The 18,279-nt window shown below is 70.7% G+C and carries 18 protein-coding genes; 14 read left to right on the top strand and 4 right to left on the bottom strand.

The window, feature by feature from the left end:
- Positions 1-7 precede the first annotated feature (7 nt).
- The 4 genes from ACH41F_RS15165 to ACH41F_RS15150 all read left to right on the top strand — a co-directional run bounded on the left by ACH41F_RS15165 (position 8) and on the right by ACH41F_RS15150 (position 3,392).
- The gene (locus ACH41F_RS15165; protein ID WP_398835747.1) at positions 8-1,789 is read left to right on the top strand and encodes a ThuA domain-containing protein; all 1,782 of its coding nucleotides are present in this window, start codon (positions 8-10) and stop codon (positions 1,787-1,789) included.
- A 442-nt stretch (positions 1,790-2,231) separates the two neighbouring features.
- Positions 2,232-2,678: a phage holin family protein gene (locus ACH41F_RS15160; RefSeq protein ID WP_391231063.1), complete on the top strand. Its 447-nt coding sequence runs from the start codon at positions 2,232-2,234 to the stop codon at positions 2,676-2,678.
- Entirely contained in the window at positions 2,675-3,121 is a 447-nt protein-coding gene (locus tag ACH41F_RS15155; protein ID WP_391231064.1) for a DUF3618 domain-containing protein, read from the top strand. The genes ACH41F_RS15160 and ACH41F_RS15155 overlap by 4 nt, the downstream gene beginning before the upstream one ends.
- A gap of 4 nt (positions 3,122-3,125) precedes the next feature.
- Entirely contained in the window at positions 3,126-3,392 is a 267-nt protein-coding gene (locus ACH41F_RS15150) for a DUF4235 domain-containing protein (RefSeq protein WP_391231066.1), read from the top strand.
- A 93-nt stretch (positions 3,393-3,485) separates the two neighbouring features.
- Here the strand turns inward: ACH41F_RS15150 and ACH41F_RS15145 are convergent, their stop codons facing one another.
- The 3 genes from ACH41F_RS15145 to ACH41F_RS15135 form a co-directional block, all read right to left on the bottom strand.
- Entirely contained in the window at positions 3,486-4,970 is a 1,485-nt protein-coding gene (locus tag ACH41F_RS15145; RefSeq protein WP_398835743.1) for an alpha/beta hydrolase, read from the bottom strand.
- Between the two features lie 408 nt (positions 4,971-5,378).
- The gene (locus ACH41F_RS15140; RefSeq protein ID WP_391231069.1) at positions 5,379-5,801 is read right to left on the bottom strand and encodes a glycosyl hydrolase; all 423 of its coding nucleotides are present in this window, start codon (positions 5,799-5,801) and stop codon (positions 5,379-5,381) included.
- A gap of 92 nt (positions 5,802-5,893) precedes the next feature.
- Entirely contained in the window at positions 5,894-8,158 is a 2,265-nt protein-coding gene (locus ACH41F_RS15135) for an ATP-binding protein (protein WP_398835739.1), read from the bottom strand.
- 337 nt (positions 8,159-8,495) lie between these two features.
- On the opposite strand from ACH41F_RS15135, the gene ACH41F_RS15130 reads away from it, so the two are divergent.
- From ACH41F_RS15130 to ACH41F_RS15085, 10 genes are all read left to right on the top strand, one after another.
- Positions 8,496-10,157, top strand: coding sequence for an FAD-dependent oxidoreductase (locus ACH41F_RS15130; protein ID WP_398835736.1), 1,662 nt, complete (start codon positions 8,496-8,498; stop codon positions 10,155-10,157).
- 231 nt (positions 10,158-10,388) lie between these two features.
- Positions 10,389-10,859, top strand: coding sequence for a hypothetical protein (locus ACH41F_RS15125; RefSeq protein WP_391231072.1), 471 nt, complete (start codon positions 10,389-10,391; stop codon positions 10,857-10,859).
- 119 nt (positions 10,860-10,978) lie between these two features.
- The gene (locus ACH41F_RS15120; protein WP_391231073.1) at positions 10,979-11,626 is read left to right on the top strand and encodes a class F sortase; all 648 of its coding nucleotides are present in this window, start codon (positions 10,979-10,981) and stop codon (positions 11,624-11,626) included.
- Positions 11,627-11,797: 171 nt separating this feature from the next.
- Positions 11,798-12,949 carry a SchA/CurD-like domain-containing protein gene (locus ACH41F_RS15115; RefSeq protein WP_398835732.1) on the top strand — a complete coding sequence of 384 codons (1,152 nt, stop codon included), beginning with the start codon at positions 11,798-11,800 and terminating at the stop codon, positions 12,947-12,949.
- A 71-nt stretch (positions 12,950-13,020) separates the two neighbouring features.
- Complete coding sequence (locus ACH41F_RS15110) at positions 13,021-13,479, top strand: cupin domain-containing protein (RefSeq protein WP_391231075.1); 459 nt, start codon at positions 13,021-13,023, stop codon at positions 13,477-13,479.
- Positions 13,476-14,744, top strand: coding sequence for a beta-ketoacyl-ACP synthase II (locus ACH41F_RS15105; protein WP_391231076.1), 1,269 nt, complete (start codon positions 13,476-13,478; stop codon positions 14,742-14,744). Before ACH41F_RS15110 ends, ACH41F_RS15105 begins: the two co-directional genes overlap by 4 nt.
- On the top strand, positions 14,741-15,988 hold the full coding sequence (locus ACH41F_RS15100) for a beta-ketoacyl synthase N-terminal-like domain-containing protein (RefSeq protein ID WP_391231077.1): 1,248 nt from the start codon (positions 14,741-14,743) through the stop codon (positions 15,986-15,988). Before ACH41F_RS15105 ends, ACH41F_RS15100 begins: the two co-directional genes overlap by 4 nt.
- Before the next feature lie 56 nt (positions 15,989-16,044).
- Positions 16,045-16,302, top strand: a complete 258-nt coding sequence (locus tag ACH41F_RS15095) for a phosphopantetheine-binding protein (RefSeq protein ID WP_391231079.1) — start codon at positions 16,045-16,047, stop codon at positions 16,300-16,302.
- 1 nt (position 16,303) lies between these two features.
- The gene (locus ACH41F_RS15090; protein WP_391231080.1) at positions 16,304-16,783 is read left to right on the top strand and encodes an SRPBCC family protein; all 480 of its coding nucleotides are present in this window, start codon (positions 16,304-16,306) and stop codon (positions 16,781-16,783) included.
- Between the two features lie 21 nt (positions 16,784-16,804).
- Complete coding sequence (locus ACH41F_RS15085; RefSeq protein ID WP_391231081.1) at positions 16,805-17,137, top strand: TcmI family type II polyketide cyclase; 333 nt, start codon at positions 16,805-16,807, stop codon at positions 17,135-17,137.
- A gap of 68 nt (positions 17,138-17,205) precedes the next feature.
- Here ACH41F_RS15085 and ACH41F_RS15080 read toward each other — a convergent pair whose 3' ends face one another.
- Positions 17,206-18,201, bottom strand: coding sequence for a methyltransferase (locus ACH41F_RS15080; protein ID WP_398836383.1), 996 nt, complete (start codon positions 18,199-18,201; stop codon positions 17,206-17,208).
- Positions 18,202-18,279 lie beyond the last annotated feature (78 nt).

Here is an 18,279-nt window from a genome sequence, read left to right as displayed (position 1 = left end):
ACCTGACATGCGTACGCGACTCAAGGCGGCCATCGGCCTGTTCACCGGCCTCCTGCTCTGTCTGACCCCGCAAGCCACCGCCGTACCCGAACACACGGACCAGAGCGCCGACACGATCCGCCACGCGGCATCGGCCCCCCGTGCCGCGACCGCCCCGGCGGCCGACCCGGCGTACAAGATCCTCGTGTTCTCCCGGACCGCGGGCTTCAGGCACTCGTCCATCGACGAAGGCATCTCGGCGCTGCAAGCCCTCGGCGCGGCAAACAACTTCACCGTGGACGCCTCCGAGGACCCCCAGGTCTTCACCACCGGCAACCTCGGCCAGTACAAGGCAGTCGTCTTCCTCTCCACGACCGGAGACGTCCTCGGCGCCCCCCAGCAGACCGCATTCGAGCAGTACATCAACGGCGGCGGCGGATACGTCGGCATCCACGCGGCCGCCGACACCGAATACGACTGGCCCTTCTACGCGGGCCTGGCCGGCGCCCTGTTCCACTCCCACCCCGCCATCCAGTCCGCCACCGTCCGGGTCGAGGACCGGGCCCACGACGCCACCGCCCACCTCGGCACCACCTGGCAGCGCACCGACGAGTGGTACAACTACCGCACCAACCCCCGCACCAGCGCCCATGTGCTCGCCTCCCTCGACGAGTCCAGCTACACGGGCGGGAACATGTCCGGCGACCATCCGATCGCCTGGTGCAAGGGGTACCAAGGAGGCCGGGCCTTCTACACCGGTGGCGGCCACACCGAGGAGTCGTACAGCGACCCCGCCTTCCGCCGGCACCTCCTGGGCGGTATTCGCTGGGCCGCGGGCATGACCAAGGCGGACTGCCGCCCGGAGACCGGCTACACCTCCCTGTTCAACGGCTCCTCCACCACCGGCTGGCGACAGGCGGGCCCCGGCGGCTTCACCCTCGCCGACGGCAGCCTCACCTCCTACGGCGGTCTCGGCATGCTCTGGTACGCGGCCGAGGAATTCACCGGCGACTACTCGCTCAAGCTCGACTGGAAAGCCGCGGGCGACGACAACTCCGGCGTCTTCCTCGGCTTCCCCGCCTCCGACGACCCCTGGTCCGCGGTGAACAACGGGTACGAGATCCAGATCGACGCCACCGACGCGGCCGACCGGACCACGGGTGCCGTGTACGGGTTCAAGTCCGCCGACCTCGCCGCACGCGACGCGGCGCTGAACCCGCCGGGGGAGTGGAACACGTACGAACTCCGCGTCACCGGCGAACGATTGGAGATCTTCCTCAACGGCTCCAAGATCAACGACTTCACCAACACCGACCCCGCCCGCAGCCTCCAACAGGGTCACATCGGCATCCAGAACCATGGTGACGGCGACGAGGTCGCGTTCCGCAACATCAGGATCGACGCGGACGACGACACCCCGCCGGGTCCCCGTACGGGTGCGGTGAAGGGCGTCAACGGCAAGTGCCTGGACGTGGACAACGCCGGTACGGCGGACGGTACGAAGATCCAGTTGTGGACCTGCAACGGTACCTCCGCCCAGAGTTGGACGGTCGGGACGGACGCGACGCTGCGGGCGCTGGGCAAGTGCCTGGACGTGTCCGGCGGGGGCAGTGCGGACGGGACGAAGATCCAGTTGTGGACGTGCAACGGGACGGGAGCCCAGCGGTGGGCGCCGCAGTCCGACGGCACGGTCCGTAATCCGCAGTCCGGCAAGTGCCTCGACGCCTCCGGCGGTACGTGGAACGACGGCACCCCGGTCCATCTGTGGACCTGCCACACCGGCCCGAACCAGAAATGGACCCTCCCATGAGCCGCTGAGGGCCGGCAGGAGCCTGCCTGAGCACGCGGTCGCGGGGCGCCGAGTAGATCCCTCCTACCAGCATGGTCCAGGCACTGGCCCATGCTGGTAGGCGCTGCCCGGCCATCCACGGCCCAGGCCGCGCCGACCAGCGCGGCCGACAGCGGTGATCTGTCCCTGACAGCGGTGATCTGTCCCTGGCAGTGCGGAAACCGCCCGAACGCCAGTCCGCCCCGAGGCAGGGTGGGCTGGCGCCGGTACCTGTGCTGGCGCGTATATTCCCAGCTCAGAAGCTTTCTCGGTCAATGCTCCCCGAGCTCGGTCCGCGCTTCCCTGGCGCTCCCACCCTCCTCCACAATTCCTGCGCCGATCCTTCCTGAGCTGGATTGCCCGTTTGGGGTACTCGCACGCGGCAGGGGCCGGACCGGCCGGCCCCGGGAACGATGGACGGGAGGTGACCGCCGTGTCGAGCACGCAGCCGTATTCGTCCGGGACCGACCACAGCCCGCACTCTGCCGGCCAGGAGTCGGTGGGCGAGCTGGTGCAGAAGGCCTCGGAGCAGCTGACAGAGCTGGTGCGCGGAGAGATGCGCCTGGCTCAAGCGGAGATGAAGGAGAAGGGCAAGCGCTACGGCAAAGGCGGCGGACTGTTCGGCGGCGCCGGAGTAGTCGGCTTCCTGATGCTGCAGGCCCTGGTGACCACCGCCATCGCGGGGCTGGCCGTACCGCTGCCCGTGTGGGCTGCGGCACTGATCGTCACGGCCCTGCTCGGGGTGATCGCCGCAGTGATGGCCCTCACCGGAAAGAAGCAGGTCAGCAAGGCCGCACCGCCGACCCCTGAACAGACGATCGAGAGCGTGAAGGCCGACGTGGCCGAGATCAAGGAGAGCACCCGCCGATGAACCAGCCACCTCGTGACGAGCGAACCGCCTCCAGCCCGGAGGAACTGCGCGAGCAGGTCGAGCAGACCCGCAACGAACTCGGCGAAACCGTCGAGGCGCTCGCAGCCAAGACCGACGTCAAGGCACGTGCCCAGGAGAAGGCCACCGTGGTCCGTGAACAGGCCACGATCAAGGCGACCGAACTGAAGACGAAGGCCGCCGACCTGGCCCACCAGGCGCAGGACAAGCTGCCGGACCCGGTCAAGGACAAGGCGGCCCAGGCGGCAGAGCAGGCCCGCTCGAAGGCTGCCCAAGCAGGTCAGATGTGGCACGACAAGGCCCCCGAGCCGGTTCAGGAGAAGACCGCTCGGTGGGCGCAGCTGGCCCGTGACAACCGCAAGGTGTTGCTGGCGGCCGCCGGTGCGGCCGCTGTGGTGTGGCTGGTACGGCACCGCAAGGAGTAGACCGATGAAGGCATCGAAGATTGCCTACAAGCCGGTCGGCCTGGCCATCGGCGCCGTCAGCGGCGTCGTGGCCGGGGCCGTCTTCAAGCAGGCGTGGAAGATGCTCGGCAATGACGAGGACGCCCCGGACGCCACGGACGAGGAGCGCACCTGGCGCGAAGTGGTGCTGGCCGCCACCTTGCAGGGTGCGATCTTCGCGGCGGTCAAGGCCATCGTCGACCGCGCCGGGGCCTCGGCGACCCGGGGCCTGACGGGCACCTGGCCCGGCTGATCGTTACGGGGAGGCGGGGCCCGGACCCATGGGGTCCGGGCCCCGCCTGCGCTGCTGGAGGCACCGCGACCGCGTCACAAGGCGCGGCGGTTGTCAGGACGGCACGGCGGGGCAGTGGGTGCCACGTGCTGGGAGGGTCAGGTCGGTGAGGTAGGTGTCCACGGCGTTCTGCATGCACGGGCCGCTGGTGACGCTGCCGTGGCCGTGGCCCTCGTAGGTCAGGAGCCTGCCGCTGCGGCCGAGTTGCCTGGCCACCGAGACCGCCCAGGTGTAACCGGTGGCGGGGTCGTGCAGTGCGTTGGAGACCAGGATCGGCGGGGCACCGTGTGCGTCGAGACGGTGTTGGGGGTTGGCGGTCGGCGCACCCAGGCACGCCGCCACCATATGCAGCGGCAGCAGGTAGGGCAGGTCAGGCGCGGTCCGCTTCATCGTGGTGACGAGCGAGGCGTACTCGCGGTAGTCGCGCACGGGCAGTTGCCAGTCAGAGCAGAAGACCGGCGTGGCCGCGGGCAGTGGTGCTACCGAGGTGGCCGCAGCGGGTAGCGGTGTGCTGGCGTCCATCGCGGCGATCGCGGTCGCCAGGCCCGCGTAGTCAGCTTGGTAGAACTTCCGGAACGCGATTCTGTTGACCAGGTCCGAAGAGGACAGCGAGGTGTTCGGCTTCGACGGGTCTGCGAGTTCGCCGCGCCCGGCCCGGGCGAGCAGGTCCTGCCAGACGGCGCCGACGTCCCGGCCGTGCAGCGCGCAACCCGCGGTGTCGTCACACCAGTTGACGAACTCCCGGAAGGAGTCCTGTGCTGCGGCCGCCGTGGAGCGCAGGAAGTCACCGGTGGTCGGGACGCTGTGGTCCATGACGCTCTCCAGCACCATCGCGCGCACGCGACGCGGGTACGTCTCGGCGTACTGCGCGCCGAGCAAGGTGCCGTACGAGCTTCCGTGGAAGGTGAGTTGCCGCTCGCCGAGGGCCGTACGGAGGGCGTCCAGATCCCGGACCGTCTGGGCGGAGTCCAGGTGATCGAAGACCGGGCCGGTGCGGGCCCGGCAGTCGGCACGCAGCCGTTTGTTGTACGCCACGGTGGCGTCGAAGTCCGCCCGGTTCGTCAGGTGCGGTGACGGCCGTCCGGCCAGCAGGTCGCTGGAGCAGGTCACCGGGTTGCTGCCGCCCACGCCGCGCGAGTCGAAGCTGACGATGTCGAACTTGCGGCGCACCTCGGGGCTGAACCGGCTGACACCGCGCACCACCCTTTCCACACCCGAGTCGCCCGGTCCGCCGGGGCCGAACACCATGGCGCCGACACGTGCGTCGGTGTCGGTGGCCTTGCGGCGGGCCAGAGCCAGGTCGAGTCTTGGCCCGTCCGGACGGGCCCAGTCGACCGGCACGGACAGTGTGGCGCACTCGGCTCCCGGGTACGCCCCGTCGTCACACGGCGCCCACCGCAGGGTGCCGGTGGCGGATGGTGACGCGTGGACGGCGGGCGCGGCGGCGAGGCCCGCGACGACGGCCATCGCGCCTGTCACGGCCAGGGCCGTGCGCCGCGCGGCGATGCGCCGCGGTACGGGTGTGCCGTGTAACGGCATGGATCCTCCTCGTGGAGCGCGTGGTCGTCGGAAGGCGTGCGAACCCGGCCGGGGCACCCTCGTCACGGTAGGTTCCCCGGCACCCGCGCGGTGCCTTTGTCAGGGGCTTTTCCGGGTCGGATCCGGGACCGCTCAGGGGCGATCAGATCGTGGTCGCAAGCCAGAGACGGTCAGTGACCTTCACGGTGACCTGTGTGGCCGAGGAGCGCGTGCTGACCAGCGTCGGCCCGAAGTTCGACGTGGTCTGATCCGAGAGTTCGGCTGTCGCGATGATCGGCCCGGATGCGTCGCCGCGGATCTCATGGGGCAACGTGGACGATCCCAGCCGCGACGCCAGCACCCCTGGCCAGCTGACGCACGCCTCCGGACGGGCCCGGTGCACAACCGGACCCGTCCGGAAGCCGGACCCTAGTACCAGCCGGTGCAGGTGATCGCCGTGTTGTAGCCGGAGTCGCCGCAGGCCCGCATGAGGTAGCCGTTGGCGTCCCTCCATGCTTCGGTGTGGACGCTGGTGCCCGAGTCGACCTGGCGCCAGCCCAGCTGCGGCTCCCAGGTCCTGCCGCCGTCGTGGCTGCGGTCGACCCAGACGTGCATGCCGACGGAGCCGTTGGTGACCCGGCCCCAGGCACAGGTGTTGTTCCCGGAGCCGTTGTACCTCAGCTCGAAGAGCTGGCCCCTGGCTCCGACCGCCGAGCGAGCGGTCCCGGTCACCGGGCTGGTGCTGCAACCATCCGCGGCGGTGGCGGTCGAGGTAGCTCCGGACATGGCCAGCAGTCCCGTGGTCATGGCCAGCGCCGAGACGGTGGCCGCGACCTTCGTGTTCATGCGCATGTGGCGTGTTCCCCCTTGGGAGCCCTGAGGCTCTCGTGGTCGGATTCGGCTTGCGTGAACCATCCTGCTGTCGGGCCGTCAGGGGGAACAGTTCACGGACCGTCCACGCGTGGACGGTCCGCCGGAAGCCGGTCGAGCTGTCCCTGCACCTCCTCGACCTCCCGGTCACGGCCCTGCCGGCGGTACAGGTCGCGGGCCTCGCGCCACACCTCCCGGGCCTCGTCGTGCCGGCCGAGGGCGGCGTGCGGATGGCCCAACCGCTCGAGCGTGTCGGCGGCCTCGTAGAGGTTGTCGAGGTCGCGGTAGAGGCTGAGGGCCTGCCGGTAATGCTCGATGGCGTCGAGGTGGCGGCCGCTGTGGTGGTCGATGTAGCCGAGGCTGTCCAGGGTCTGCGCCTGCCCGTTCACGTCCTGGTGGTGCCGGTACAGGGCGAGGGCGGCCTGGCAGTGCTCACGGGCGGTGTCGTCGGCTTCGCCGAGGAGCGCGGTGTACCAGCCCACGGCGTTGAGCGCGTTGGCCTCCGCGATCGGCTGGTCGAGGCCGCGGTAGAGGTCCAGTGCGCGCCTGGCGTGTTCCAGCGCCCGACGGCCGTCCGGCCAGATCGACGCGAGCGTGTAGTGCGCCTGGGCTTGGAGGGCACGGTCGTTTTGCTGCTCACTCAGGGCGAGGGCCTGGTTCAGGGCGTCGATCGCCTCTTGATGGTGTCCGAGCACGACATGGGCGCGGCCGAGGAGCCGCTGGGTGAGGATCTGGACACCGGGATCGGGCAACCGGGCCGCGGAGTCGACCGCGATGCGCCACACATCGAGCTGGTCCTGACGGTGTCCCCGCCGGTAGTGGTAGTCGTTCAGCGTCCAGGCCAGCTGCCACGCCGTCCGGTGCCACGCGTGCGTGACGGCGATCCGCTGGGCAGCGAGCAGGTTGCGGTGTTCGGCGTCGAACCAGTCCATCGCCGCCGGGATGTCGGGCAGCGCCAAAGGCCGGCAGCCGGGCTCCAGCGGGTCGAGCTCGATGGGCTCGCGATGGGAGTCCAGGAGGTGGGCGGCGGCATGCGCGGTATGCGTGTAGTGGGCGAGGACCCTCCGTAGCGCCGCGCTCCGTATGCCGTCGGCCGGGGCGTGGGCGGTGGTGGCGTAGCGCCGGATCAGGTCGTGCATGCGGTAGCGGCCGGCTGCGTCCCGACCGATGAGGGAGGCCTGTTCCAGCCTGCGCAGGACGGTCCTGGTCCAGCTCAGGTCGCGGCCGGTGAGGCCGGCGGCGGCCTGTAGGCCGGTATCGGGGCCGGGTGCGATCGCCAGCAGCCCGAACACCTCGGCCTCCTCGTCGGTCAGCGCACGACGGGACGACGAGAGCACGGCGGGCAGGCTCGCCGCGGGGTCGGCGTCGTCGAGTACGTCGAGGACGTCATCGCGCAGTTCGTCGGCGAGCTCGGTCAGGGACAGGTGCGGATGGGTGTGGGCTCGCCCGGCCATGATGCTCAGCGCCAGCGGGAACCCGCCGCACCACCGGATGAGTTCGTCCACGGCCGCTGGTTCGGCGTCGATACGAGCCGTGCCGAGCCGGGCGACGAGCAGCGCGCGGGCCTCGGTGTCGGGCAGCGTGTCCACGGACAGCAAGCGGGCACCGTGCCCGGTGATCAGCCCCGACAGCCGGTTGCGGCTGGTGACCGCCACGGCGCAGCTGCCGCTGCCCGGCAGCAACGGGGTGACCTGGGCGGTGTCGACAGCGTTGTCGAGCACCAGCAGCATCCGCTTGTCCGCCACCAGGCTGCGGAACAACGCCGCCTGCGCGTGCGGGGCGACGGGGACGCGGTCCGGCTCGACACCCAGCGCGTCGAGGAACCCGCGTACCGCCACGGCCGGGTCCATCGGATCGCTGTCGGGGCTGAAGCCACGTAAGTCGACGAAGAGCTGCCCATCGGGGTAGCGGTCGGCGTTGCGGTGCGCCCAGTGCAACGCCAGCCACGACTTGCCCGCTCCGCCGGCACCGGCGATCGCGGAGACGACCACGGTGGCCGCCGTGCCCGAACCGGCCCGCATCGCGGTGTCCAGCAGGGCCAGTTCCTCCAGGCGGCCCACGAACGGCGCGGGCGGGGCGGGCAGTTGGCGTGGCACGGGGACGGTCGAGGACTCTGCCGTGCCCGCCGCCGCGGCCAGCAGTTCGTCCAGTTCCGCCGACCGCAGTTCGAGGGCCGCGGCCAGTTGACGCACCGACGCGAGCTGGGGATTGCGGCGTCTGCCGGTCTCCATGCCACGGATCGTGCTGACCGAGACACCCGAGCGCTCCGCCAGTGCCTCCTGGGTCAGCCCCGCACGCAACCGCAACCGGCGCATCGCCGCAGCGAAATGATCTCCCACAGGAACCTTCCTACCAGGGGGATCGTCCGCCCGTGACCGGTTCGACGGCACCGGCACCACCCCCGCACACGACCTCGCACGGTCCTACGGGATGAGCAGCCCTCGGAAGCGTGGACCGCGGGAGGGGGCGCGCTGATGGTTCACGTTCCAGCGAGTCCTCCGGCGACGTGCTCCGGTTGCCGTCGGTCGGACATGAAGCGTGGACGTGTCCGCTGTCTCGGGGAACCCGGCGCGTTGAGCGGGTGAAGCTTGGGCCCGTGCTTGTGCCGAGGGGCATGCATGAGGTTCGCGGCCGAAGCCGGTCGAGTCGACGGGCACAACCAGCTGGAGGCGGGCCATGGACCCAAGAGACCACCACACCGACCACACGACCCATCACGTCCCTGTCCTCATCGTCGGCGGTTCTCTCGTCGGCCTGTCGACCTCGCTGTTCCTGAGCCGGTTGGGCGTACGGCACACCCTGGTGGAGCGCCACACCGGCACCTCCATCCACCCTCGTGGGCGCGGGAACAACGTTCGTACGATGGAGCTGTTCCGCACGGCCGGAGTCGAGCCGGCGATCCGGGAGGCCGCCGCCACCCTGGACGACAACCACGGGATCCTCCAGACGCCCACCCTGGTGGGTGACGCGGGGGAGTGGCTGTTCAAGGAGATCGACGCGGGCGGCGCACTGGCCCGCTTCAGCCCCAGCTCATGGTGTCTGTGCAGCCAGAACGACCTGGAGCCGGTGCTTTTCGAACACGCCGAGCGGCTCGGCGGCGATCTGCGCTACGGCACCGAGCTGCTGTCGTTCGACAGTGACCCCTCCGGCGTCACCGCGGTGGTCAAGAGCCGGGAGACCGGCGAGCACACCACCATCCGCGCGGACTACCTCGTCGCCGCGGACGGCCCCCGCAGTCCCGTGCGCGAGCAGCTCGGCATCGCCCAGAGCGGCCCCGGCGACCTGTTCAGCAACGTGAGCATCACCTTCAGGTCCCGCCGCCTGGCCGATGTCGTGGGCGACCGCCGCTTCATCGTCTGCTACCTGACGGACCCGGCGGCCGACGGGGCGCTGCTGCCCGTGGACAACCGTGAGAACTGGGTCTTCCACGCCCCCTGGCATCCCGAACACGGCGAAACCCTGGAGGAGTTCACCGACGAGCGGTGCGTCGAGCACATCCGGCGTGCGGTCGGGGTGGCCGACCTCGACGTGCAGGTCACCGGCAAGGCTCCCTGGCATGCCGCCCAGCGGGTCGCCCGCAGCTACCGGTCCGGGCGGGTCTTCCTGGCGGGCGACTCGGCCCACGAGATGTCCCCCACCGGGGCCTTCGGATCCAACACCGGCATCCAGGACGCGCACAACCTCGCGTGGAAACTCGCAGCGGTCCTCGGCGGATGGGCGGGGGAGGGGCTGCTGGACACCTACGACGCCGAGCGGCGCCCGGTGGCGGAGGCGACCAGTGCCCGTGCCGCCGAACGGTCCGTTGAGCACAGCCACCCCGGTTTCGCCCCGCCGCCCGGCATGGGCGGTGGCGGTGGGCCGCAGCGCGGCATCCTCGGCGCGGTCCTGGGCTACCGCTACCGGCAAGGCGCCGTCATCGGAACCGACCCCGAGGCTCCGGTCGTACCGGAACGCTTCGAACTGTCCGGGGAACCCGGCAGCAGGGCACCCCACTTGGCGGTACGTCACCGAGGCGAGCGGATCTCCACGCTGGATCTCTACGAACGGTCGTTCGTCCTGCTCAGCGACGCCGATCACCCAAGTGGCTGGCACGAGGCGGCCATCCGCCTCGCCGAGTCGATGCCCGTCCCCCTGACCTCGTACCGGGTGGGCAGCGCTCCCGATGCCGAGCTGACGCCCGAGGGCGAGACGGACTGGTCGGCCGCGCACGGGACGCCGCCCGGGGGCGCCGTACTCGTCCGGCCCGACGGATTCGTGGCCTGGCGGGCCGCAGCGCCGGAACCTGACGCCGAGTCGGCACTGCGCCATGCCCTGAGGACCCTGCTGGCAGCGGTCTGACCTCGCACGACAGGGCCGGCCGCCCCCATGAGCGGGGCCGGCCGGCCCTGTCGTGCCGTCGCGATTCCGCTTCCCTCGGGATCCGGGCGTGTTCACCCGAGTGATCGTCCCGAGTGGTGGGCGGCCGACGGCGCGCTGACGGTGGATCACGTCGAGGGCAGGCCACCTCAGCTGACGAACTGGCAGCTGCCCGCTCCTCGGCGGAGGGAATGTCAGATGCACTCTGCTCGCATGCTTCTTGCCACCGCGGCGGCTTCGACCGTCCTCGTTCTCGGCGCACCCGGCGCCTATGCGGCCGGGAACGACTGGGAGGACCACACCGACGCCTCGCACAGCAAGGAGCACGACAAGGACAGCGGACACGAGTCGCCGCGCGGTGGCATGCACACCGGTGGTGGCGCCCTGACCGCGGTGAACGAGGACGGTTCGGACCCCACGAAGGACTCCAGGTTCGACCCGGAGACGTACAAGGACAAGGACAAGGAGGACTCCGGCAGCGGGAGGCAGGAGGAGGACTGGAGCGGGAAGCACGACGGCGACGGGTGGAGCGGCCGCGGGGAGAAGCCCAGCGGCGGCATGCACACCGGAGGCGGCGCGCTGGCCTCCCCGGCCGTGACCACGGGCGGACTGGCCGTCCTGGCGGTCGTCGGTACGGGCCTGTACGCGGCGCGCCGTAAGAAGACCGCTGAAAGCGTGGCCTGACCCATGCCGGGTGCGATAGCCGAGCGGGCCGCCACGCGCACGTGTCGCGTGGCGGCCCGGTCGGCCCCGTGCCCGTTTCTCGTCCGAACTTCCGCCGTGCCCCGATGAGGTTGCGTCCGATGGCAGACCGTCCCTCTTCCCCCGCGGACAACCAGCCCCGCACCAAAGTGCTGGTGGTGGCTGCGGTAGCGGCCCTGGCACTGGTCATGGGCCTGTTCGCAGGCAACGACACCCCGCCCGACGCCTCCCGCGCGTCACAGGCCCCGCACACCGCCGCCGCGGCGCCGCCGGCCGGACACAGCGCGGGGAAGCGACTGCCGCGAGCGAGACCCGTGCGCCTGGTCATTCCGAAGATCTCCGTCGACGCGCCCTTCACGGACCTCTCCATCGGTCGCAACGGACAGCTCCAACCGCCCCCGGCCGACGACACCAATCTCGTCGGTTGGTATGCCGGGGGAGCCTCCCCGGGGGAGGCGGGCACGTCGATCATCGCCGGGCACGTCGACACGGCGACCTCGGCGGCCGTCTTCGCGGACCTTGGAGAGCTGGAGAAGGGGGATGCGTTCGAGGTCAGACGAGCCGACGGGCGTACCGCGTCCTTCGTGGTCGACAGCGCGGAGACCTTCGACAAGGACAACTTCCCCAGCCGACGTGTCTACGCCGACACGGCCCAGGCGCAGGTCCGGCTCATCACCTGTGCGGGTGACTACGACCACACGGTCAGGGACTACACCGACAACCTGGTGGTCTTCGCCCACCTGGCCTGAGCAGGCCTCGTCGTTGCAGCCCGAAGATCATCCACGCGGTCGCATACGAGTCGCGCGCTCGCGGGAGCGGGCTGAGGATCGAGGGGATCGAGGGGCTCGAGGCACGTCGGTGGCGTATCGACGTGATCGAGATCCATCCGGTTTTTTCCCGGCCAAGGAGATGTGCGCAGGATGACCACCACGTCCGATCGTGTTTCGGAATCTCTCATGCGAGAGGCGTCGCAAGGCGTCGCTCAGTCCGTCTTCGACGGTTCCCGGCTGCGGGTCGTCCTGCTCGTGGACGTCTACGACGGCGCCCAGCAGCAGTTCCTGGAGGCGTACGAGCAGCTGTGCAACCAGGTCGCGTCCGTCCCCGGACATGTCAGCGACCAGCTGTGCCAGTCCATCGAAAACCCCTCGCAGTGGCTCATCACGAGCGAGTGGGAGAGCGCCCCTCCCTTCCTCACCTGGGTGAACAGCGAGGACCACGTACGGATGGTGCAGCCGTTGCACAGCTGCGTCCGGGACACCCGCTCCCTCCGCTTCCACATCGTCCGCGAGACCGGCGGCCCGGCGGCGGGCAGCGAACCGGGCACCCGTCGGCTCCAGGCGTCGCCCCGGATGGGGGACGGGCTGGTCCGGCACGCGCTCACCTTCACGGTCAAGCCGGGCAGCGAGAAGGCCGTGGCCGAGATCCTGGCCGGGTACGCCTCGCCGGAGTCGCGGGTCGACGACACCACCCAGCTCTGCCGCACCTCTCTGTTCATGCACGGCAACCGGGTGGTCCGGGCCATCGAGGTGCGGGGCGACCTGCTCGCCGCGCTGCGCCATGTCGCCAAGCAGCCCGAGGTACGCGCCGTCGAGGAAGCCATCAACCCCTATCTGGAGCAGGACAGGGACCTCGACGACCCCGAGGCCGCCCGCCTGTTCTTCACCCGCGCGGCGCTGCCCGCCGTCCACCATGTGACGTCGGGCCAGGACAGCGCGGACGCCGTGCGGCAGGCGCTCTACTACCCGGCCCGTGCGGGGTGCGGTATGCGCCTGGCCGAGCTGCTCGCCCGTCAGGACGTGGCAGCGCTGGACGATCCGCGGACGCCGCTGTTGCGCAGCACGATCTTCCAGCGCGACGAGGTCGTGGTGCGGCTCATGGAGGTGCGCGGCGGCCTCGACAACGTTGCCTTGCCCGGTCTCCCGGACCCCGGCCAGGCGACCGAGCTCATGGAACTCCTGGACGTGGAAGCCCTCGCAGGGGACGGCCCGACGTTGGTGGACGGCCTCCCCGTCGGCCACCTCACGGTCCCCCGCATGGCCCTCGTCACCGATCGCCGGGCGCCCGACGCCTGATCCGCCCCGCCGGCATCCGGGCCGTGAAGGCCCCGTGTCATGCCGACGTCACACATGTTCGGAGGAACGTCGTGAACAAACGTCCTGGGATCGTTGATCTGAGCGATGTCGAGCCCAACACCCGGCGCGGCGGTGACCTGCGCGCCCTGCTCACCCCCGCCACCGTCGGCTCCACCAGCGGTTTCATGGGCGTGGCCATCGTGCAGCCCGGCGACCGCATTGCCGAGCACTACCACCCGTACTCCGAGGAGTTCATCTACGTCCTCTGCGGGCAGCTGGAGGTGGACCTGGACGGTGAGCCCCACGCGCTGCAACCCGAGCAGGGGCTCCTGATCCCCGCTCACATGCGCCACCGCTTCCGCAACGTCGGCAAGGTGCAGGCCCGCATGGTCTTCCACCTCGGCCCGCTCGCCCCGAGCCCGCCGCTCGGCCACGTCGACACCGAGGACGCGGACGGAGTGCCGATCGCGGCGGACGCGACCCACTCGGGCGTGGGTCGGGTGGCCGGGCTGCCTCAGGTCCGTTCATGACCAGGCGCGTGGCCGTCACTGGCATGGGCATCGTCGCCCCCGGCGGCATCGGAACACCGGCGTTCTGGGACCTGCTGTCCCACGGGCGCACGGCGACCCGGGGCATCACCTTCTTCGACCCCGCCGGGCTGCGCTCGCGGATCGCCGCCGAGTGCGACTTCGACCCGGCGGCCCACGGGCTGGACGCGGAACAGATCGCACGGTGCGACCGCTACATCCAATTCGCCCTGGCGGCCGGGGAGGAGGCGGTACGGGACTCCGGCCTCGACCTCGCCGCGGAGAACCCGTGGCGTGTGGCGGTCTCCCTGGGCACCGCGGTCGGCGGGACCACCCGGCTGGAGCACGACTACGTGCTGGTCAGCGAGCGCGGCAGCCGCTGGGACGTGGACCACCGGCAGGCCGAACCGCATCTGCACCGGGCGTTCTCGCCGAGCACCCTCGCCTCGACGGTGGCGGAGCGGTTCGAGGCCCGCGGCCCGGTACAGACGGTCTCCACCGGCTGCACCTCGGGCCTGGACGCGGTCGGATACGCCTTCCACACGATCGAGGAGGGCCGGGCCGACATCTGCATAACCGGCGCGTCGGACTCCCCGATCTCACCGATCACCATGGCCTGCTTCGACGCGATCAAGGCGACCTCCCCGAACAACGACGACCCCGCCCACGCCTCGCGCCCCTTCGACGCGGACCGCAACGGCTTCGTCATGGGGGAGGGCGGCGCGGTCCTCGTCCTGGAGGAACTGGAACACGCGCGGGCCCGCGGCGCACACGTGTACTGCGAGATCGGCGGCTACGCCACGTTCGGCAACGCCTACCACATGACCGGTCTGACCGGCGAGGGCCTGGAGATGGCCCGCGCCATCGAACACGCCCTGGACCAGGCCCGATTGGACGGTACGGCGATCGACTACGTCAACGCGCACGGCTCGGGCACCCTCCAGAACGACCGGCACGAGACGGCCGCGGTCAAACGGGCCCTGGGCGCGCACGCCTACGACACACCCATGAGCTCCATCAAGTCCATGGTGGGCCACTCCCTCGGAGCCATCGGGGCGATCGAGCTCGTCGCGTGCGCGCTGTCCCTCAAGCACCAGGTCGTCCCACCCACCGCGAACTACGAGACGCCCGACCCCGAGTGCGATCTGGACTACGTCCCGCGCACCGCCCGCGAGCGCAGGCTGAACAGCGTGCTGTCCGTGGGCAGCGGATTCGGTGGCTTCCAGTCCGCGGTGGTCATGACTCTGCCGAGGGAGAAGACACGATGAGCGGACATCCCCGGCGCGCGGCCGTCACCGGGATCGGGCTGGTCGCGCCCAACGGGACCAGCACCGAGACCTTCTGGAAGGCGACCAAGGAAGGCATCAGCGTCCTGGACCGGATCACCCGCGAGGGCTGCGGGCACCTGCCGCTGCGGGTGGCCGGCGAGGTCCGGGACTTCGACCCGCCGTCGGTGGTCGAGGAGCGCTACCTCGTCCAGACCGACCGGTTCACCCACTTCGCGATGGCCGCGGCCGACCAGGCGCTCGACGACGCCGGCCTCGCCCGGAGCACCACCGACGCCGCGCCGTACTCCGTGGGCGTGGTGACCGCGGCGGGCTCGGGCGGCGGCGAGTTCGGGCAACGGGAACTCCAGCGGCTGTGGGACAAGGGCAGCCGCTTCGTCGGGCCGTACCAGTCCATCGCCTGGTTCTACGCCGCGAGCACCGGTCAGATCTCGATCCGCCGCGGCTTCAAGGGCCCCTGCGGGGTGGTCGCTGCCGACGAGGCCGGTGGCCTCGACGCTCTGGCGCAGGCGGCACGGGCCGTGCAACGCGGCACCGACGTGATCGTCGCCGGCGCGACCGAGGCGCCGCTGGCCCCGTACTCGATGGTCTGCCAGCTCGGCTACGAGGAGCTGAGCACGGTCGACGAACCCGAGCGCGCCTACCGCCCCTTCACCTCCGCGGCCTGCGGATTCGTGCCCGCCGAGGGCGGCGCCATGCTCGTCGTGGAGAGCGAGGACTCCGCCCGCCGACGGGGCGCCCCCGTGCGCGCCACCCTGGCCGGCCACGCGGCCACGTTCACGGGCGCCTCCCGCTGGGAGCAGTCCCGCCAGGGGCTGGCCCAAGCCGTCCTGGGCGCCCTGGACGAAGCCGGCTGCGCGCCCGAGGAGATCGACGTGGTCTTCGCCGACGCCCTCGGCGTACCGGAGGCGGACCGGGCCGAGGCGCTGGCGATCGTGGACGCCCTGGGCGCGCACGGCCGACGTGTCCCCGTCACCGCACCGAAGACCGGCACCGGCCGGAGCTACTCGGCGGCGCCCGTCCTGGACGTCGCCGCCGCGGTGCTCACACTCGAGCACGGTCTGATCCCGCCCACCCCCAACGTCTTCGACACCTGCCACGACCTCGACCTCGTGACCTCCCGCGCCCGTGCCACCGAACTGCGCACGGCGCTGGTCCTCAGCAGAGGACTCATGGGGTCGAACTCGGCGCTCGTGCTCCGGCGCGGCGCCGGCGACGCCTGGTGACAGGGCATCGCCCGCACTGATCACACCACACCCGACACAGCAGGGAGACCCACCGCATGAGCGACCGAATCACCGTGGAAGAGCTCGCCGAGCTCATGAAGAAGTCCGCCGGAGTGACCGTCCCGCCGGAGGACCTCCGCAAGCGCTACGACGCCGGCTTCGACGCCTTCGGCATCGACTCGCTCGCGCTGCTCGGCATCGTGGGGGAGCTGGAGAACCGGTACAGCACGCCCATGCCTCCCGACGCGGAGAAGAGCAAGAGCCCCCAGCAGTTCCTGGAACTGGTCAACAGCGCGCTGCTGGCGGGAGCCTGAGATGGCCGGGCACACGCAGAACGAGATCACCATCGCCGCGCCGCTCGACCTGGTCTGGGACATGACCAACGACGTCGCGAACTGGCCGCAGCTGTTCAGCGAGTACGCCTCCGCCGAGATCCTCTCCCAGGAGGGGAACCGGACCACCTTCCGGCTGACCATGCACCCCGACGACAACGGCAAGGTGTGGAGCTGGGTGTCGGAACGCGAGCCGGACCGCGACTCCCTCAGCGTGCGGGCCCGCCGGGTCGAGACCGGACCCTTCGCCTACATGAACATCGTGTGGCGGTACGAGGAGGTGCCCGAGGGCGTCCGGATGGTATGGACCCAGGACTTCGCGATGAGGCCGGACGCGCCGGTCGACGACGCCTGGATGACGGACAACATCAACCGCAACTCCAAGGTGCAGTTGGCGCTCATCCGGGACCGGATCGAGCAGGCCGCCCGGGAACGCCGGCCCGCGCCGGTGCTGTCCGACTGAGGCGCGAGGAAGGACAGGATCATGCACCAGTCCCTGATCGTCGCCCGTATGGCGCCGGAGTCGGCCCTCGACATCGCCAAGCTGTTCGAGGAGTCTGACCGGGGGGAGCTTCCGCACCTCGTCGGAGTCGCCCGCCGCAGCCTCTTCCAGTTCGGCGACGTCTACATGCACCTCATCGAGTCGGAGCAGGATCCCGGGCCCGCCATCGCCAAGGCGGCGGGACACCCGGAGTTCCGGGACATCAGCGAACGGCTGTCGGCGTACGTCACCGCGTACGATCCGGCGACCTGGCGCTCACCGAAGGACGCGATGGCGCGCTGCTTCTACCGCTGGGAGCGGGACGCCTCCTCCTGAAGCCCTGGTGTGAACCGCCGGTGGCCAGGCACGTCACGCGTGCCTGGCCACCGGCGGTTCGGAGGGCATCACCCGGGGATGGTGCAGTCGAACGCGTGCAGATAGGGGTTGACCGGGCTGACGTCGTCGATGACCAGGCCCGCCTCCGTCAGTCTGCTGGTCATGCTGGCGGTCGTGTGCTTGGCGCCGCCGACGTTCAGGAGCAGCAGCAGATCCATCGCGGTGCTGAAGCGCATCGAGGGGGAGTCGTCGACGAGGTTCTCGATGACCACGACCCGCGCTCCGGGACCGCCCGCCTGGATGACGTTGCGCAGCGTGCGGGTCGTGCTGTCGTCGTCCCACTCCAGGATGTTCTTGATGACGTACACATCGGCCCGGACCGGGACGGCCGTACGGCAGTCACCGGGCACGAGGCTCATCCGGTCCGCGAGCGCGCCTCCCTCCCGCAACCGTGGATCGGCGTTCGCCACCACCCGCGGCAGGTCGAGCAGAGTGCCGTGCAGCGACGGGTACTTCTCCAGCAGGCTCGCCACCACATGCCCCTGGCCGCCCCCGATGTCGGCGACCGAGGTGGCCCCCGACAGGTCGAGGAAGTCCGCCACGTCCCGCGCGGACTGCACGCTGGACGTCGTCATGGCACGGTTGAAGACGTCGGCCGACTCCGGCGCGTCTTCGTTGAGGTAGGGGAAGAACTCCTTGCCGTACAGGTCCTGTACGACGTCGCGGCCGGAGCGGACCGCTTCGTCCAGCAGCGGCCACGCGTCCCAGGTCCACGGCTCGGTGCACCACAGCGTGATGTCGCGCAGGCTGTGCGGGTCGTCCGCGCGCAGCAGTCGGGACATGTCGGTGTGGGTGAAGGTCCCGTCCGGCCGCTCGGCGAAGACGCCGTAGCAGGACAGGGCCCGCAACAGCCGTCGTAGCGGCTTCGGTTCGGTCTTCACCACGGCCGCGAGGTCCTCCGCGGTCTGCGGGACGTCACCGAGGGCGTCGGCGACCTTCAGGCGCGTGGCCGCGCGGAGGGCGGCAGCGCATGCCGCTCCGAAGACGAGCTCCCTGAGCCGCATGGGCGGCGCCGGGGTGCCCGGTGCGGCCGGTGGCGTTTCGGTGGTCGGTGCGGTGGTGGTCACGGGCCGCCCTCTTTC

Origin of the sequence: Streptomyces sp. NPDC020489 (assembly GCF_044386545.1) — a bacterium.
In the GTDB taxonomy this organism is placed as follows: Bacteria; Actinomycetota; Actinomycetes; order Streptomycetales; family Streptomycetaceae; genus Streptomyces.
This window is presented reverse-complemented; position numbering and strand designations above follow the sequence as displayed.

What these genes read in the sequence shown, in the direction of transcription:
- ACH41F_RS15165 (WP_398835747.1), top strand. Translation starts at nt 8, where the DNA reads ATGCGTACGCGACTCAAGGCGGCCATCGGCCTGTTCACCGGCCTCCTG.
- ACH41F_RS15155 (WP_391231064.1), top strand. Translation starts at nt 2,675, where the DNA reads ATGAACCAGCCACCTCGTGACGAGCGAACCGCCTCCAGCCCGGAGGAA.
- ACH41F_RS15150 (WP_391231066.1), top strand. Translation starts at nt 3,126, where the DNA reads ATGAAGGCATCGAAGATTGCCTACAAGCCGGTCGGCCTGGCCATCGGC.
- ACH41F_RS15145 (WP_398835743.1), bottom strand. Translation starts at nt 4,970, where the DNA reads ATGCCGTTACACGGCACACCCGTACCGCGGCGCATCGCCGCGCGGCGC.
- ACH41F_RS15140 (WP_391231069.1), bottom strand. Translation starts at nt 5,801, where the DNA reads ATGCGCATGAACACGAAGGTCGCGGCCACCGTCTCGGCGCTGGCCATG.
- ACH41F_RS15130 (WP_398835736.1), top strand. Translation starts at nt 8,496, where the DNA reads ATGGACCCAAGAGACCACCACACCGACCACACGACCCATCACGTCCCT.
- ACH41F_RS15125 (WP_391231072.1), top strand. Translation starts at nt 10,389, where the DNA reads ATGCTTCTTGCCACCGCGGCGGCTTCGACCGTCCTCGTTCTCGGCGCA.
- ACH41F_RS15120 (WP_391231073.1), top strand. Translation starts at nt 10,979, where the DNA reads ATGGCAGACCGTCCCTCTTCCCCCGCGGACAACCAGCCCCGCACCAAA.
- ACH41F_RS15115 (WP_398835732.1), top strand. Translation starts at nt 11,798, where the DNA reads ATGACCACCACGTCCGATCGTGTTTCGGAATCTCTCATGCGAGAGGCG.
- ACH41F_RS15105 (WP_391231076.1), top strand. Translation starts at nt 13,476, where the DNA reads ATGACCAGGCGCGTGGCCGTCACTGGCATGGGCATCGTCGCCCCCGGC.
- ACH41F_RS15100 (WP_391231077.1), top strand. Translation starts at nt 14,741, where the DNA reads ATGAGCGGACATCCCCGGCGCGCGGCCGTCACCGGGATCGGGCTGGTC.
- ACH41F_RS15095 (WP_391231079.1), top strand. Translation starts at nt 16,045, where the DNA reads ATGAGCGACCGAATCACCGTGGAAGAGCTCGCCGAGCTCATGAAGAAG.
- ACH41F_RS15090 (WP_391231080.1), top strand. Translation starts at nt 16,304, where the DNA reads ATGGCCGGGCACACGCAGAACGAGATCACCATCGCCGCGCCGCTCGAC.
- ACH41F_RS15085 (WP_391231081.1), top strand. Translation starts at nt 16,805, where the DNA reads ATGCACCAGTCCCTGATCGTCGCCCGTATGGCGCCGGAGTCGGCCCTC.
- ACH41F_RS15080 (WP_398836383.1), bottom strand. Translation starts at nt 18,201, where the DNA reads ATGCGGCTCAGGGAGCTCGTCTTCGGAGCGGCATGCGCTGCCGCCCTC.